This is a genomic window from Nitratireductor alexandrii, assembly GCF_004000215.1.
In the GTDB taxonomy this organism is placed as follows: Bacteria; Pseudomonadota; Alphaproteobacteria; order Rhizobiales; family Rhizobiaceae; genus Mangrovimarina; species Mangrovimarina alexandrii.
The window spans coordinates 12,384-28,428 of the sequence record NZ_RBVY01000007.1 but is presented as its reverse complement, the minus strand read 5'-3'; the positions used below and the strand labels follow the sequence as shown (position 1 = coordinate 28,428).

Annotated in this window: 14 protein-coding genes; 11 read left to right on the top strand and 3 right to left on the bottom strand. The window is 67.1% G+C overall.

Annotated features, from left to right (window positions below; genetic code table 11):
- The first annotated feature begins 139 nt into the window (after positions 1-139).
- The 3 genes from zwf to edd are packed head-to-tail and all read left to right on the top strand — an operon-like array spanning position 140 to position 4,151.
- Entirely contained in the window at positions 140-1,612 is a 1,473-nt protein-coding gene (gene zwf / locus EP380_RS15985) for a glucose-6-phosphate dehydrogenase (protein ID WP_127599323.1), read from the top strand.
- Positions 1,612-2,340: a 6-phosphogluconolactonase gene (gene pgl, locus EP380_RS15980; RefSeq protein ID WP_127599322.1), complete on the top strand. Its 729-nt coding sequence runs from the start codon at positions 1,612-1,614 to the stop codon at positions 2,338-2,340. Before zwf ends, pgl begins: the two co-directional genes overlap by 1 nt.
- Positions 2,337-4,151, top strand: coding sequence for a phosphogluconate dehydratase (edd, locus tag EP380_RS15975; RefSeq protein WP_127599321.1), 1,815 nt, complete (start codon positions 2,337-2,339; stop codon positions 4,149-4,151). The genes pgl and edd overlap by 4 nt, the downstream gene beginning before the upstream one ends.
- Before the next feature lie 47 nt (positions 4,152-4,198).
- Here the strand turns inward: edd and EP380_RS15970 are convergent, their stop codons facing one another.
- Entirely contained in the window at positions 4,199-5,980 is a 1,782-nt protein-coding gene (locus EP380_RS15970; protein ID WP_127599320.1) for a vWA domain-containing protein, read from the bottom strand.
- Between the two features lie 181 nt (positions 5,981-6,161).
- Here EP380_RS15970 and EP380_RS23610 point away from each other — a divergent pair, with 181 nt between their 5' ends.
- Positions 6,162-6,335 (top strand): hypothetical protein, encoded by a 174-nt coding sequence (locus EP380_RS23610; RefSeq protein ID WP_158264325.1) that lies wholly within the window; start codon positions 6,162-6,164, stop codon positions 6,333-6,335.
- A 49-nt stretch (positions 6,336-6,384) separates the two neighbouring features.
- Here EP380_RS23610 and EP380_RS15965 read toward each other — a convergent pair whose 3' ends face one another.
- Complete coding sequence (locus tag EP380_RS15965) at positions 6,385-7,347, bottom strand: GlxA family transcriptional regulator (protein ID WP_106570759.1); 963 nt, start codon at positions 7,345-7,347, stop codon at positions 6,385-6,387.
- A 237-nt stretch (positions 7,348-7,584) separates the two neighbouring features.
- On the opposite strand from EP380_RS15965, the gene EP380_RS15960 reads away from it, so the two are divergent.
- Entirely contained in the window at positions 7,585-8,313 is a 729-nt protein-coding gene (locus EP380_RS15960; protein ID WP_106570760.1) for a GntR family transcriptional regulator, read from the top strand.
- A gap of 56 nt (positions 8,314-8,369) precedes the next feature.
- On the top strand, positions 8,370-9,962 hold the full coding sequence (ggt, locus tag EP380_RS15955; protein ID WP_127599319.1) for a gamma-glutamyltransferase: 1,593 nt from the start codon (positions 8,370-8,372) through the stop codon (positions 9,960-9,962).
- A 147-nt stretch (positions 9,963-10,109) separates the two neighbouring features.
- Here the strand turns inward: ggt and EP380_RS15950 are convergent, their stop codons facing one another.
- The gene (locus tag EP380_RS15950; protein ID WP_158264326.1) at positions 10,110-10,808 is read right to left on the bottom strand and encodes a FadR/GntR family transcriptional regulator; all 699 of its coding nucleotides are present in this window, start codon (positions 10,806-10,808) and stop codon (positions 10,110-10,112) included.
- 175 nt (positions 10,809-10,983) lie between these two features.
- Between EP380_RS15950 and EP380_RS15945 the strand changes: the two genes are divergently transcribed.
- Genes EP380_RS15945 through EP380_RS15925 form a run of 5 tightly spaced genes read left to right on the top strand, consistent with a single transcriptional unit; the run spans position 10,984 to position 16,007 of the window.
- Positions 10,984-12,048, top strand: a complete 1,065-nt coding sequence (locus EP380_RS15945) for an ABC transporter substrate-binding protein (RefSeq protein ID WP_106570763.1) — start codon at positions 10,984-10,986, stop codon at positions 12,046-12,048.
- Between the two features lie 33 nt (positions 12,049-12,081).
- On the top strand, positions 12,082-12,921 hold the full coding sequence (locus EP380_RS15940) for an ABC transporter permease (protein WP_158264327.1): 840 nt from the start codon (positions 12,082-12,084) through the stop codon (positions 12,919-12,921).
- Complete coding sequence (locus tag EP380_RS15935; RefSeq protein ID WP_106570765.1) at positions 12,918-13,694, top strand: ABC transporter permease; 777 nt, start codon at positions 12,918-12,920, stop codon at positions 13,692-13,694. The genes EP380_RS15940 and EP380_RS15935 overlap by 4 nt, the downstream gene beginning before the upstream one ends.
- Before the next feature lie 34 nt (positions 13,695-13,728).
- Positions 13,729-14,901 (top strand): M24 family metallopeptidase, encoded by a 1,173-nt coding sequence (locus tag EP380_RS15930; RefSeq protein WP_127599317.1) that lies wholly within the window; start codon positions 13,729-13,731, stop codon positions 14,899-14,901.
- A gap of 17 nt (positions 14,902-14,918) precedes the next feature.
- Positions 14,919-16,007 carry an ABC transporter ATP-binding protein gene (locus EP380_RS15925; RefSeq protein ID WP_127599316.1) on the top strand — a complete coding sequence of 363 codons (1,089 nt, stop codon included), beginning with the start codon at positions 14,919-14,921 and terminating at the stop codon, positions 16,005-16,007.
- Positions 16,008-16,045: the final 38 nt, after the last annotated feature.

The following is a 16,045-nucleotide window of genomic DNA, read 5'->3' as shown; positions in this document are numbered from 1 at the left end:
CCGTCGCCCGAAGGTGAAACCCGCCTGCTCCCGCACTGTCAAGCGCCAAGCGGCGCCGGGCGGGGGCTGGCCTTCTTAAATCGATTAGATTATAGCGACCGCATCCGTCGCCACAGCATGCGAGAGGCCATTACGACGCATGACCAGCCAGATCATACCGGTCGACCCGTTCGACTTCATCGCCTTCGGCGGAACCGGCGACCTTGCCGAGCGCAAATTGCTGCCGGCGCTGTTCCAGCGCCAGCAGGCGGGACAGTTTTTGGAACCCACGCGCATCATCGGCGCGTCGCGCTCGAAGCTCAGCACTGAAGAATACCGGGATTTCGCCCGTACGGCGATCACCGAGCATGTCCGGGCCGAGGAGATCGAGCCGGACGAACTCGCCCGTTTCCTCGACCGGCTGAGTTACGTCTCCGTCGATGCCAAGAGCGGCGACGGCTTTGCGGAGCTGGAGCGCGAGATCGGCGACAGCGACAGGATTCGCGTGTTTTACATGGCGGTCGGACCGGCGCTGTTCGGCCCGATCTGCGCCAAGCTGAAGGAGCATGATCTGGTAAGCGCGGATGCGCGCATCGTGGTCGAAAAGCCGATCGGCCGCGACCTGGCGAGCGCCCGCGCCCTCAACGACCAGATCGGCGGCGTGTTCGACGAGCACCAGATTTTCCGCATCGACCATTATCTCGGCAAGGAAACGGTGCAGAATCTGATGGCGCTGCGTTTCGCCAACGCGCTCTACGAGCCGTTGTGGAACTCCGCCCATATCGACCATGTCCAGATCACCGTCGCCGAAACGGTCGGGCTGGAGGACCGGGTCAGCTATTACGACCGGGCCGGCGCGCTGCGCGACATGGTGCAGAATCACATCCTGCAGCTCCTCTGCCTGGCGGCGATGGAGCCGCCGGCATCGATGGACGCCGACGCCGTGCGCGACGAAAAGCTGAAAATCCTGCGCTCGCTGGCGCCGATCGACGCCGACAATGCCGCCAGGCTGACGGTGCGCGGCCAGTACCGGGCCGGCGCCTCGGCCGGCGGCGCGGTCAAGGGGTACCAGGAAGAGCTCGGCAATGGCCAAAGCACGACGGAGACCTTCGTGGCCATTAAGGCCGACATCGCCAACTGGCGCTGGGCCGGCGTGCCGTTCTACCTGCGTACCGGCAAGCGACTGAGCGCGCGCGCCTCCGAAATCGTCATCGCCTTCAAGCCGATCCCGCATTCGATTTTCGAATCCGGTGCCGGGCGCGTGCACGCCAACCAGCTGGTCATCCGCCTGCAACCCGACGAAGGCGTCAAGCAGTGGATCATGATCAAGGATCCGGGTCCCGGCGGCATGCGCCTGCGCCATGTGCCGCTCGACATGAGTTTTGCGGAAGCCTTCAGCGTACGCAATCCGGATGCTTACGAGCGCCTGCTGATGGACGTCGTGCGCGGCAACCAGACCCTGTTCATGCGCCGCGACGAGGTCGAGGCGGCTTGGGCCTGGATCGATCCGATCCTGGCCGCCTGGGAGGATTCCGGCCGCGAGCCCCAGGCCTATACCGCCGGCACCTGGGGCCCGTCCGGTTCGGTGGCGCTGATCGAGCGCGACGGCCGTACCTGGCACGACCCGAACTGATGCGCCCGGCATCCCCCTATGGCTTCCATGCCTTCGAAGACGCCGACGCGCTCGCCGAAACGTTGGCCGAAACGGTCGCCGGCCATCTGGACGCGGGCCTGCGCCGCGACGGGCGGGCCACGCTCGCGGTCTCCGGCGGCACCACGCCTGCACGGTTTTTCCGGCAGTTGTCGCAACGGCCGATAGACTGGGAGCGCGTCACGGTCACGCTGGTCGACGAGCGGCTTGTACCGCCGACCGCGGCACGCTCCAACGAGCGACTTGTGCGCGAAACCCTGCTTCGCGATCGGGCGGAACAGGCCCGCTTTGTCGGGCTCTGGTCCGGCACGGCCGACCCGGCCGCAGCCGCGACCGCCGCCGACAAGCGGCTTGCCAACTGTCCGCTGCCGCTCGACGCCGTCGTGCTCGGCATGGGGCTCGACGGCCATACCGCGTCCTATTTTCCCGATGCCGAAAATCTCGACGCACTGCTCGACCCCGCCGCGAGCGCGCGCGTGCTGCCAGTGCGCGCGCCCAGTGCCGGCGAAGACCGGCTGACGCTTACCCTGCCGCTCGTCGCCGGGGCGCGGCTCGTGGCTCTGCATATCGAGGGCGAGGCCAAGCGTTCGGTTTTCGAACAAGCCATGCAGGCCGGCGCCCCGTCGCCCGCCCCGATCCGCGCCGTCTTCGAGCGCGCCACCACCCCGCCATCCGTCTATTGGGCACCCAGCGAGGACAAGAAGCCATGACCGCCGCACGGGCCATCGAAACGATCACCGACCGCATTCGCGAACGCTCCAGGCCGACGCGCGAGCTTTATCTCGCCCGTCTCGACGAGGCCGCCGGCCAGCGGCCGAACCGGTCGGTGCTGTCATGCGGCAACCTCGCCCACGGTTTCGCCGCCTGCGCCGCCGGCGACAAGGCCGATCTTTCAGGCGACCGGGTCCCCAATCTCGGCATCATCACCGCCTATAACGACATGCTGTCGGCGCATCAGCCCTTCGAGAGCTTTCCCGCCTTGATCAAGCAGGCCGCGCGCGAAGCCGGCGGCGTTGCCCAGGTCGCCGGCGGCGTGCCGGCGATGTGCGACGGCGTCACCCAGGGCCAGCCCGGCATGGAACTGTCGCTGTTTTCGCGCGACGTGATCGCCATGGCAGCGGCGATCGGCCTGTCGCACAACATGTTCGACGCCGCCGTCTATCTCGGCGTCTGCGACAAGATCGTGCCCGGGCTTTTGATCGCGGCGCTCAGCTTTGGCCACCTGCCGGCGGTCTTCATCCCGGCCGGGCCGATGACTTCGGGCCTGCCCAACGACGAGAAGGCGCGCGTGCGCCAGCTTTTCGCCGAAGGCAAGATCGGCCGCGACGAATTGCTGGAAGCGGAATCGAAATCCTATCACGCTCCGGGCACCTGCACTTTCTACGGCACGGCCAACTCCAACCAGATGCTGATGGAGATCATGGGCCTGCATTTGCCCGGCGCCTCCTTCGTCAATCCCGGCACGCCGCTACGCGACGCGCTCACCCGCGAGGCGACGCAGCGCGCCCTCGCCATCACCGCGCTCGGCAACGACTACCGGCCGGTCGGGCGCATGATCGACGAACGCTCGATCGTCAACGGCGTCGTCGGCCTGCACGCCACCGGCGGCTCGACCAATCACACCATCCACCTGATCGCGATGGCAGCGGCCGCCGGCATCCGGCTCACCTGGCAGGACATTTGCGACCTCTCCGACCACGTGCCCCTGCTCGCCCGCGTCTATCCGAACGGGCTTGCCGACGTGAACCATTTCGCCGCCGCCGGCGGTCTCGGCTTCCTGATCCGCGAGCTGCTCGACGCCGGCCTGTTGCACGAAGACGCCGAGACCGTATGGGGCAGCGGCCTGCGGGCCTACACAATCGAGGCCGGCCTGGGCGCCGACGGCACGGTCGCGCGGCAGCCGGCGCCCAAAGACAGCGGCGACGACAAGGTGCTTGCCCGGCATGAAAAGCCGTTTCAGGTCAGCGGTGGCCTGACGGTGCTCTCGGGCAATCTCGGCCACGCAATCATCAAGACCTCGGCCGTCAAGCCCGAGCGCCGCGTGATCGAGGCGCCGGCACGGGTGTTCGAGAGCCAGGAGGCGCTCAATGCAGCCTTCAAGGCCGGAACGCTTCAGGGCGATTTCGTCGCCGTGGTCCGCTTCCAGGGGCCGAAGGCAAACGGCATGCCCGAACTGCACCGGCTGACCACCGTGCTCGGCGTGCTTCAGGACCGGGGTCAACGGGTCGCGCTCGTCACCGACGGGCGCATGTCGGGCGCGTCCGGCAAGGTGCCGGCGGCCATCCACGTCACGCCCGAAGCGCTTGCCGGCGGCGCGATCGGCAGGATTGTCGACGGCGACATGATCCGCGTCGACGCCGAGCGCGGCGTGCTGGAGCTGTTGGTCGACGAGGCCGAACTGGCGCGCCGCCCCATGTCCGAGCCCGACCTTTCCGGCAATCAGCACGGGCTTGGCCGCGAGCTTTTTGCGCAGTTCCGTCAGATGGCGACGCGCGCCGACGAGGGCGCCGCCGTGTTCTGAGCGCGGCGGGCGGCAAACACGCTGCCCGCCAGCGCGGTTCGGGACGCCTATCGCACCGTGATCGGCAGACGGGCGAGAACGTGCCGCCCGTCGCTGGCTTCCATCACGTAGCGGAGTTCGTAGTCGCCGGCTTGGTCCGGCGCGGTGATTTCGCTCACCCGCTTGCCGTCCTCGTCGCCGGCCGCGTCCGTGTAGGCGTAGGCGAGTTCGCCCGACGTCTCCTTGTAGCCGGCCGGCACCAGGTCGACGTAGTCACCGCTTCGGGCCGGTCCCGTCCACGTCACGGCAAAGCCGCTGCCGGCATCCGCCGTCCCAGGCGCCTCCAGCCGGGCCTCGACGCCGGTCACGGCGAGCGCCTGGCGCGCCAGCACCTTGCGCCCGTCCGGCGCCTGAAGCACGTAGCGCACCTGATAACGGCCCGGCTTGCCGGGTACGACCAGTTCCCCGGTTTCCCCATCTTGGGAAGACTCGATATAAAAATAGGCGATTTCGCCGCTTGTCCGCTCATACCCTTCCGGCACCAGGTCGACATAGTCGCCGTCGGCGGCCGGTCCGCTCCAGGAAACCGAAAGCACCGAGCCGGCCTCGACTTCGGCCGGGAAGGCCACGCTTGCCACCGCCTCCGTCACCTCGAGCGGCACGGCAAGCAGCACCTGGCGGCCCTCCGGCGCTTGCAGCACGTAGCGCAGCTCGAAACGCCCCGGATTGCCCGGCGCCTTCAGACGGGCCGGATTGCCGGTTTCCGTATAGGCGTAGGAGAGTTCGCCGCCGGTCTTGTCATACCCATCGGGCACGATGTCGACATAGTCGCCCGCCGTACCGGGGCCCTTCCACTCCACCGTGAAGGCTTTCCCGGCCATCACCCGCGCCGGCGCGATCAGCGCCACGGCGCTGTCGACCACTTTCAGTGGCGCCCGTGCCAGCACGTGGCGCTTGTCCGGCCCTTCCCAGACATACCGCACGACATAATCGCCGACCGTGCCGGGCGCGCGCAAAACGGCCGCCTCCTCCGCCTTGACATAAGCGTAGGAGAGTTCGCCGCGCGTTTCCTCGTAGCCCACCGGCACGATGTCGAGATAATCGTTCTTGTCCGCCGGCCCGCTCCATTCGACCGTGAGCCCGGAGCCGATCGGCGCCTCGTCGGGGGCCTTGACGCTCGCCGCCCGCAACGCGACCGGCGGCGCCTCGGCCTTCTCGCCCTCGTCCGGGCGCGCGCTCACCGTCTCGGTCAGCGCCTCCTTCAGCTCGGCGGCGTCGCCGGCCCGGATATATTTCCCGCCGGTGTTTTCCGCCAGACAGGCGACCTGGCGCCCTTCCTCGCGCGACAGGCCGAAACCCACGACATGGGCGGTAAAGTCCACCCCCGACTGATCGAGACTGGTCGCCAGTGCGCACGGATCGGCGTTGCAGGTCTCGATCCCATCGGTGATCAGAACCACGGTCGCCTTGTCCTCGGTATAACGCAGCGCCTCGGCGGCGCGCTCGACGGCGGCCGAAAGCGGCGTCTTGCCGAGGAAGCGCAGCCCTCCGGCGGCCTCGGCGATCCGCGGTGCCGCGCCCGCCGCTGGTTCCACGATCAGCTCGATATCCGCGCAATTGCCCTTCTCGCGATGGCCATAGGCCATCAACCCGAGTTCGAGCTCGGCCGGCAGCGTCGCCAGGACGTCGGACAGCGTCTCGCGCGCGATCTCCAGCTTGGGCTTACCGTCGATCTGGCCCCACATCGAGCCCGACGCATCGAGGACGATGACGGCGCGTTCCGCCGCCCCGGCGGCTGTGGCGGCCAGCACGCACCCAGCGGCGGCAACCAGCAATTTCAATGTCTTCATGAACGGGAATCCAATATTGTTGATACCGCGACGCTAGAAAGAAGCCGGACCGTTAGCAAGCCGTTACTGGCCGCGCGCGTCGTGCGAGCGCGGGCTCGCCCGAACACGGGGCCATTGGATAAATTGCCGTTGTCGAAGCCGCCGGCAGGCGATAGTGTCCCGCGCCATGACAAGACGCCTGATGCTTTTTCTTCTTCTGACCCCGTTCGCGCTGGCCGGCTGTGCCGGCTCTCCCTACGGCGTGGAAACCCGCGCCCCGAGCACGGCCGATCTCGAACGGCAGACGCTTGAGGAAAAGATCTGGGAACAAAAGCGCATCCAGCGCGCCCAGGGCCGGTCCGAAGCGTCGCTGTAACGATCCGCACGCCGCTCGGCGCCGCCGAACACGGGCCGGACAGGCCGGCTCAGTATGCCGTGCGGCGTTCCTCGCTCGGCGGCCGGCCGAACTGCAGCCGGTAGCTCTGCGCGAAATAGGAGTGCGAGGTAAAGCCGGTCGCGATCGCCACGTCGAGGATCGGCAGATTGGTCTGGCGCAGCAATTCGCGCGCGCGCTCAAGCCGCAGGCGCATATAGTACCGCCCCGGCGTCATGTTGAGATGGCGCAGGAAAAGCCGCTCGACCTGGCGCACCGACAGTCCCGCTCCTTTGGCCAGCTCGACCGCCGAAAACGGCTCGTCGAGATTTTCCGCCATCATGGCGACGATTTTCTTCAGCTTTTCCGACTTGCCGGTCAGGTCGCGCTCGGGCCCGATGCGCTGCCGGTCGGTGTCGCCGCGAATGCGCTCGTGATGGAACTGGTTGGCGACCTCGTTCGAAAGGCTCGAGCCGAATTCGGCCCGCACGATCTCCAGCATCAGATCGATCGAGGTGGTGCCGCCGGCGCAGGTGTAACGCTTGCGGTCGATCTCGAACACATTGCCCGTGCATTCGATGTCGCGAAACCGCTCCTGGAAACCGGCCCGGTTTTCCCAGTGGATCGTGCAGCGATAACCGTCGAGCTGGCCGGCCTCGGCCAGAAGATGCGAACCGACCGACAGGGCGCCGAGCGCGCCGCCGCGCCGCCCCCAAGAGCGCAACGCGCCCAGCACCTTGCTCTTGCCGGGGAAATCGAGCGCCAGCCCCACGCATACGAACAGGATTTCCGACCGCGGCATGTCGACCACGGAATAGTCGACCTTCAGTGGCAACCCGTTGGATGCAATCACGGATTCGCCGTCCGGCGACACGGTGACCCAGCCGTAATGATCGCGGCCGATGGTCCGGTTGGCCGAACGGAACGTGTCGATCGCCGCGGCCAGCGAAAACATCGAGAACTTGTCGACGAGCAGAAAGGCGAATTGCCGGACTGGCTGAGCGAAATCGGACATCACAGCGCTTCTACAGCAAGTCGCGACCCCGGCAAAGAGGCCTTGCGAGGCAGCCCGAGCGGCGTGCGAACCTGCGCGCCGGCAAGGGAAATCCGCCGGTGTCGCGCCCTTGTCCGAACCGGGTTCGCAACCGTGCCCCGGTCTGTTCGCCCGGACCGATCCGCAGGCACGACGATCGGAAGGCAGATGAAATACCAAACGATTGACAATTGTATACCATCGTGATTGGAGCGCACCATGAAAGGCTCCGGCAATATCGACAGGAACCCGGCCACGCTGAAGCAGACGGCGTTCGACCGCGTGCGCGCCATGATCCTCAGGGGCGAGGTGCGACCCGGCGAGCCGCTGCGCGAACGCGAGCTGTCGGACAAGCTCGGCCTCAGCCGCACGCCGCTGCGCGAGGCGCTCAACAAGCTCGAGATCGAGGGGCTGGTGGAAAACCAGCCGCATCGCGGCTACACGGTAACCGTCGTCGACCTGAAGACGGCCGGCGAGCTTCTCGATCTGCGCATGCTTCTGGACGCCCACGCCGCCGCCCTGGCCGCCGACTCGATCACCGAGAAGGGCATCGCGGAGCTCGACGCGGTGATGCGGCGGCTCGCCGCCTTCGAGGCACACGAACACCTGTCGCTCGACGATCTCGCCGAGGAGGTGCGCACCGGCATGCGCATCCACGAGATCATCGTTCGCGAAACCGGCCAACGCTTCCTGATCGACACGCTGAACGCCCTTTACGGGCGCCTGTCGCTGCTGATCTGGGTTGACGTTTTGTGGATCGACCGTTGGGATTTGACACGCGCCGAGCACAAGGAGATCGTCGCCGCCGTCACCGCGCGCGACGGGAAACGCGCCGCCCGCGCCGCCAAGCTGCACGTGCAGCGTTCGCGTGACGACCTGCAACGGGTCGTCGACGCGCAATCGCTGCTGCACGGGACACACCGGCCACTCGCGGAAGGGCGCCGATGACGAGCGCAACACACCCATTTTCCGGCTGGAAGAGGCCGCACTGAAGGACAGGATCGATGCGTGATTTCGAGAATCCGGGCCGCTCGCTTGCGGCGAGCCGCAACGCCATGGCGGCAAGCTCGCACCCGCTGGCCACAGTGGCCGCGCTCGACATTTTGAAGGCGGGCGGACACGCCATCGACGCCGCCGTCGCCGCTTGCGCGGTACAGTGCGTGGTGGAGCCCGGATCGACCGGTATCGGCGGCGACTGTTTCGTGCTGATGACGCCGGCAGGCAGCGCCGAACCCCTCGCCTATAACGGTTCGGGGCGCACCCCGGCGGCCGCCACGCTCGACTGGTACGAAAACGCCGGCATCGCCGCCATCGACCGCGCCAGCCCGCATGCCGTCACCATTCCCGGCGCGGTCGAGGCCTGGGCGCGGCTGGTCGCCGACCACGGTCGCATGCCGCTTGCCGAAATCCTCGCCCCGGCGATCGACCTCGCCCGCGACGGCTATGCGATCACGCCGCGCGTTGCCCGCGACACCGAGCTGCAGCAGGCCCTGATCGCCGCCGACCCGGCGGCAAGCGCCACCTTCCTGGTCGACGGCGAGCCGCCGGCCATCGGCGCCGTCCAGCGCCAGCCGGCCCTCGCCGACACGCTGGCCGCGATCGGGCGCGAGGGCCCCGACGCTTTTTATCGCGGCGCGGTAGCCGAGGAGATGGTCGAATTTCTGCGCGCGCGCGGCGGCCTGCACACGCGCGACGATTTTGCGGCCGCCGCCGGCGAATATGTCACCCCGATCAAGACCGACTATCGCGGCTGGACGGTGCATGAATGCCCGCCCAACGGCCAGGGCGTGGTCGCGCTCATGATCCTGAATATCCTGGAACGGATCGCCCCGTCGGGTGCCCCGCAGGGGATCGACAACCTGCATGTGCTGGTCGAGGCGACCCGCCTCGCCTACGCCGCCCGCGACCTTTACGTGGCCGATATGGGCACCGCCGCGGTGCCGCTCGACGACCTCCTGTCCGACGCCTTCGCCGACCGGCTGGCGCGCCGGATCGACCGCAACCGGGCCATGACCCCGCAGGCCGCCGGCGACACGGTCGAGCATAAAGACACGGTCTATATTTGCGTCGTCGACAAGGACCGGAATGCCGTCAGCTTCATCAATTCGATCTTCCACCCCTATGGATCCGGACTCATGACGCCGCGATCGGGCGTGCTGTTCCACAACCGGGGCCAGAGCTTCAGCCTTCAGCGTGGCCACCGCAACGCGATCGCGCCCGGCAAGCGGCCGATGCACACCATCATCCCCGGCATGCTGTCGCGCGACGGCCGCGCCGTCATGCCGTTCGGCGTGATGGGCGGTCACTATCAGGCCATGGGCCACGCCCAGTTTCTCAGCCTGATGATCGACCACGGTCTCGACGTCCAGGCCGCGATCGACGCCCCGCGCTTGTTCCCGCTGCCGGGCACCGCGACCGTCGAGGCCGAGACGCGCCTGCGCCAGGCGGTCGGACCGGACCTGGAACGACGCGGCTTCACCGTGCAGCCGCCGAGCTGGCCGATCGGCGGCGCCCAGGCGATCTGGATCGACTGGGAACGCGGCACGCTGCTCGGTGGCTCCGACCCGCGCAAGGACGGCTGCGCGCTCGGCTACTGAGGCCCGGTCGCAAAGCGCCGGGACCCGACTGTCCCGGCGTCCGGCCTTGCATCGACACGCGAGGGCCGGCCGCGGCAAGCCGCATCCGCACGCCGGGCGGCAGCGCGTCGCGCCGCCGATGCAAGACCCCGGTCCCCGGAGAGCGGTTTAAAGATCCGACGTCGCCATTTGCGCGTTGGCCCGCACGCCGCCCAGATGGCGGCGGAGCGCGTTGCGGGCGCTCTCGGCGTTGCGGTCGAGCAGCGCCGCCACGATCACCTCGTGCTCCTGCTGGTAGATTTGCCACTTCTCCAGCGAGAAACTGCCCTCCTTCAGCCGCATCCAGCTTCGACTGTCGCGCATCGCGCTCAGCCGTTGGCCGAGATCGGAAAAGATGCGGTTGTCGGTGGCGTCGAACAGGCCGCGATGAAAGGCCCGGTCGGCCTCCTCCGCCTCCTGCCATAGCCGCACGTCGCGCCCGCCGCGCACCAGTGCGGACAGGGCATCCAGCCGCGCGTCGGTGGCCGTGACCACGATCAGTTCGACCAGCGAGGGCTCCACCATCAGACGGAATTCCATCAGTTCGGCCGGCCTGAAATCCCCTCCCTCGGCGCTCGGCGCGGCCTTGGCCGCATCCTCCGCCACATAGGTTCCCCGCCCGACATGGCGCACGATCAGCCCTTCCCGTTCCAACAGGTCGAAGGCCGCGCGCACCGTCGAGCGCGACAGGCCGGACATTTCCGCCACCCGGCGTTCATTGGGCAGCCGCTGGCCCGGCTGCAGGCTTCCGTCGCCGAGCGCCTGCCGGCACTGCTCGAGAAGATTGTCGCGCGAATGCGCGCGAGCGATGCTCCAGCCTTGCGTCACGCCGCCCTGTGCTCCGTATGGTTGTCCATCTTTCAACATACCAATCATACCTATTTACACAAATCAAGCGAACCATTCCCTCGTTTTTCCTCTTTACAAGCCTGTTTTATGATGTTTACCCTCAAATTGGTCTACATGGTACTTACCAATTCCAAGCCAAAGGAGGCTGGCAGACATGACCCGCAATCCGAAATCGTTCACCCCCACCCGCCGCGACGTTCTCAAACTCGGCGGCGCCGGTGTCGCGCTGCTGGCCGCGCCCGCGGTGCTGCGCGCGCAGCAGAACGGCGAGATCGTCTTTTCGTCCTGGGGCGGCTCCTGGGAAGCCGCGATGCGCGAGGCCTGGTTCGACCCGTTCACCGAAAAGACCGGGATTGCCGTGCGCTCCGTGCCCGGCAACAGCTACGGCCGCATCCAGGCCATGGTGGAATCCGGCAACACGGAATGGGACATCGTCGAGGTGCTGCCCGACTTCCAGTGGATCGGGGCGGAAAAGAACCTGCTCGAGCCCATCGATTTCGGCGTCGTCGACAAAAGCCCGATCATGGAAGGCCAGGATCTCATCACCGATTATTCGGTGCCGCAGGTGCTGTTTTCCCGGCTGATCGCCTACAACAAGGATCTGGCCCCCGGCCCCAAGACCTTCGCCGACGTGTTCGACGTTGAGAAATTCCCAGGCAAGCGCGCCTTCTACACCAAGGCCAACGGCGCCTATCTGGAAGCCGCGCTGCTTGCCGACGGCGTCGCGCCGGCCGATCTCTATCCGCTCGACATCGACCGCGCGCTGGCCAAGCTCGGCACGATCCGCGACCACATCCTGTTCTACGAGACCAATGCCCAGGGCGAGCAGTACCTGTCTGACGGCCAGGCCGCGATCGGGCTCGTGCCCGACGGCCGCGCGCTCAATGCGCGCAACAATGGCGCGCCGATCGAGATCGAATACGGGCTGAGCTTCCTCACTTGGTCGGCGATGGTGGTGCCCAAAGGCGCCCCCAACAAGGACGCCGCCATGCGCTTCCTGGCCTACGCACTGACCCCGGACGCCCAGGCCGCCATTGCCGAGGCCTACACCTATGGCCCGGTGGTGCCGGAAGCCTTCGACATGATCCCGCAGGAGCGCGCCGAGACCCTATCCGGCGGACCGCAAATGCGCGACAAGGCCGTGATTCTGGGCGAGAAATGGTGGGGCGAAAACCTTGCCGCCGTGACCGACAAGGTCAACGCCTGGAAACTTTCGTAAACGACCGCGCCCGACGCGACGGAAATGGACGCAATGCCCGGCAAATCGATGAACTGGCGCTCCGGCGCGCTGCTGCTGCCCGGTCTCGCCTTCCTGGCGATCCTCTTCGCTTGGCCGGTCGCCCGCCTGGTGGCCACCAGCTTCAGCGATTCGGCCGGTGCATTCGTCCATTACCAGCGTGTCTTTCTCGACCCGATCTATGTCCGGGTTATCGGGCGCACGCTGCTGCTCAGCACCCAGGTGGCGGTGCTGTGCCTGTTGCTCGGCTACCCACTCGCCTATCAGCTCAACCGGTCTGGTCCGCTCGGCAAGGCGGTCATTCTCCTCTGCGTGCTGATCCCGTTTTGGACCAACCTGCTGGTGCGGTCCTATGGCTGGATCGTGCTGTTGAACCCGCAAGGCATCATCAACGGCCTGCTGCGTGAGATCGGCCTGATCGACGGCGCGATTCCGCTGGTCCACAACACCACGGGCGTGCTGATCGGCATGACCCAGATCATGCTGCCTTACATGGTGCTGCCGCTGGCCGCGGTAATGAGCCGTCTCGACCCGACCCTGCCGAGCGCGGCGCGCTCGCTCGGCGCCAGCCCGCTGGCCGCCTTCACACGTGTCTATCTTCCCCTCACCATGCCCGGCGTGCTCGCCGGCCTGCTACTGGTCTTCATGCTCAGTCTCGGTTTCTTCGTCGTGCCCGCGCTCTTGGGCGGCCCGCGCGACATCCTTCTCGCCCAGCTCATCGAGTTCAACATCAACAGCACGCTGAACTGGCCTTTCGCCGCCGCCTTGTCGACGGTGCTGCTCGTGGCCACGATCACGCTTTACTGGATCGGCGACCGTTTCTTCGACCTCGGCCGCCTGTGGGGCACACGATGACCGGACGTCTGTCGAGTGCTGTGCTGACGGCCTTTGCCGCGGCGGTCTGCGTGTTCCTGGTGCTGCCGACACTGGCGGTGGCGCCGATCTCCTTCACCGAGACCAATTTCATCACCTTCCCGCCGCGCGGCTTCACGCTGCACTGGTATCGCGAATTCTTCGAACGGCCGGAATGGATCGGCTCGCTGGGAACCAGCGCGGTGGTCGCGGTGCTGACGGCGGCCCTGTCGACGACGCTCGGCACCATGATCGCCCTCGGTCTCGGCCAGCTGCCGCGCCGGACCGGCCGCGCCGTCACCTTCTTCTTCATCATGCCGATGGTGGTCCCGACCATCATCACCGCCGCCGCGCTCTATACGCCGTTCGCGCGCGCCGGGCTGGTGGCGAGCATCCCCGGACTGGTGCTCGCACACACCGTGCTCGCATTGCCCTTCGTCATCATCAATGTTTCCGCCATCCTGCAAAAGCTCGATCGTCGCGTGGTCGACGCCGCGCGCAGCCTTGGCGCGACGCCGACAACCGCCTTCGTGCGCGTGACCCTGCCCATCCTTGCGCCCGGCATCACCGCCGGCGCGGTCTTCGCCTTCATCACCAGCTTCGACGAGGTGGTGGTGGCGCTGTTCATCGCCGGCGCCGACGCCACCACCTTGCCGGTCCAGATGTGGAGCGGCATCCGTTTCGAAATCAGTCCGATCGTCGCGGCGGCCTCATGCCTGCTTTTGATCGTCTCCTGCGTCGTCCTGACACTGTTCTGGCTCGTCCAGCGCAGATAGCCCCCTCCGCCAACCTGGACATCCGGCACCGACCATGACCCCAACCATTTCGGCCGAAGAATTCAGCGCCCGCCGGCAGCGCGCCAAGGCAGAAGCCAAAGCACGAGGGCTCGACGCGTTGCTGGTGTGTTCGCGCGGCGGCGGCACGCTCGACCGCTATGCCGACGTGTTCTACCTGACCAATTTTTACACCCATTTTCCCTTCATTCCCGACTTCGCGGACAATTGGTCGGGACGTGCCCACACCTTCCTGGTGCTGCCGGTCGACGGCGACCCGCAACTGGTGATCGACGTTCCCGACGATGGCCGCATCCGGCTCGACGACGGCACGGTCGACTACACCGACTTCGTCGTCGAAGGCGCCATCGAGGCCTTGCGGCGCGCCGGGCTCGGCAAGGCGCGGGTCGGGCTGGTCGGCGGCGACGTGCTGTCGTTCGCCATGGCCGGCAGACTTGCCGAGGCGCTGCCGGACATGAGCCTGCTGGCCGCCGACGATGTCGTCGGCGAGCTGCGCGCCATCAAGTCGCCGGCCGAGATCGCGCTGCTGCGCCGGGCGTCCAGCCTCGGCTCGCGCATGATCGAGGCGATGATGGAGGCCGCGCGCCCCGGCACCTCGCACGGCGAGGTCGTGGCCGCCGGGCTCGACGTGCTGGTTCCGGCCGGCGGCGTTCTCTACAATTCCTTCATGGCCTCCGGCGTCGGCGGCGATCCGTCGCGGTTTGCCCGCAACAATTTCCCGACCTGGGGCTCCGACAAGAAGCTCGAGGAGGGCGGCTGGATCAGGCTCGGCATTTCCGGCGCCCTTAACGGCTATGTCTTCGATCTTGCCCGCGCCAAGGCGATCGGCCCCGTGTCGAAGCGGCAGGTGGAGTTTCTGGAGGCGGCCAAGGCCTGCGTGGACGCCACCATCGCCGCGGTACGCCCAGGCGCGACCGCCGGCGATCTCGGCGCCGCCGGCCTCGGCAAGCAGGAAGCGATGGGCTTTCCCGTCACCGGCGTGTTTTCCGCCATGGGCCACGGTGTCGGCCTCGGCTGGGACGCCCCCTGGCTCGCCCGCGGCGTCAGCCGCGAGATCGTGCCCAACATGGTGCTCTCGGTCGAGCGCACCATTTCGCAAGACGGCTATCTCGGCGATTTCGAGGAGACCATCCTGGTCACCGAGAACGGGCCCGAGCTTCTGACCGACGCAACGCAACGCTACTGGTAGAACGACGGAGAAACGCTATGCCCGGTGCAGCCGTTGAGATCGCGGGACTGAACAAGCGCTACGGCGAATTCGTCGCCGTCGACGACGTGTCGCTGTCGATCGAACCTGGTGAATTCGTCACCCTTCTGGGTCTGAGCGGGTCCGGCAAGACGACCACGCTGATGGCGGTTGCCGGGCTGACGGAGCCCGATTCCGGTACCATCAGCATCGACGGGCGCGACATTCTTTCCCTGCCGCCCGAAAAACGCGGCCTCGGTGTCGTGTTCCAGAACTATGCGCTGTTTCCTCATCTCGACGTGTTCGACAACATCGCGTTTCCGCTGCGCATGCGCAAATGGGCCGAAGCGGACATCAGCAAGGCCGTCGAGCGCGTTTTGAAAGTCGTGTCGCTGGAGCAGTTTTCCGACCGGCGCATCAGCGCGCTGTCGGGCGGCCAGCAGCAGCGCGTCGCACTCGCGCGCGCGCTCGTCTTCGAGCCGCCCGTCTTGTTGATGGACGAGCCGCTGGGGGCGCTCGACCGCAGCCTGCGCGACCAGTTGCAGACCGAGATCAAACGCATCCAGCGCGAATTCGGCGTCACCGTCATCTACGTGACCCACGATCAGGAAGAGGCGCTGGCGCTGTCGGACCGCATCGCGGTGATGGCGAACGGCAAGATCTGCCAGCTCGGTTCGCCCGACGAGATCTATGAGCGGCCGAACACCGGTTTCGTCGCCGGCTTCGTCGGCGATTCCAACCGTATCACGGTGTCGCTGGGCGCGACCGAAGACCGCTTCCGCAGGGTCAGCGCGCGCACGGCGCCGGAATTGGAGCTGCTCGCCCTGGACAGGACCGACGGCGCGCTGGAACAGGCGGTGCTGATGGTGCGCCCGGAAGCGATCGAGATGTCCGGCGAGCGACCGGACACCGATGTCAATCTCCTCCAAGCCCGCATCGAGCTGCGCGAATTTCTCGGAGCCAGCATCCGGTTCACCTTGGACACGCCGCTCGGCCCCATCCATGTGCGCAAGGGACGCTCGGGCCCCGCCGCCGCCTTCAAGCCGGGCAATGATATCTGGATTTCCTGGTCGCCGACCGAAGGTGCCCTGTTCCCGCCGGCGTCCTGAACGCCGGCCGTCCCAACACCGTCAGAAGTACTGCCCGC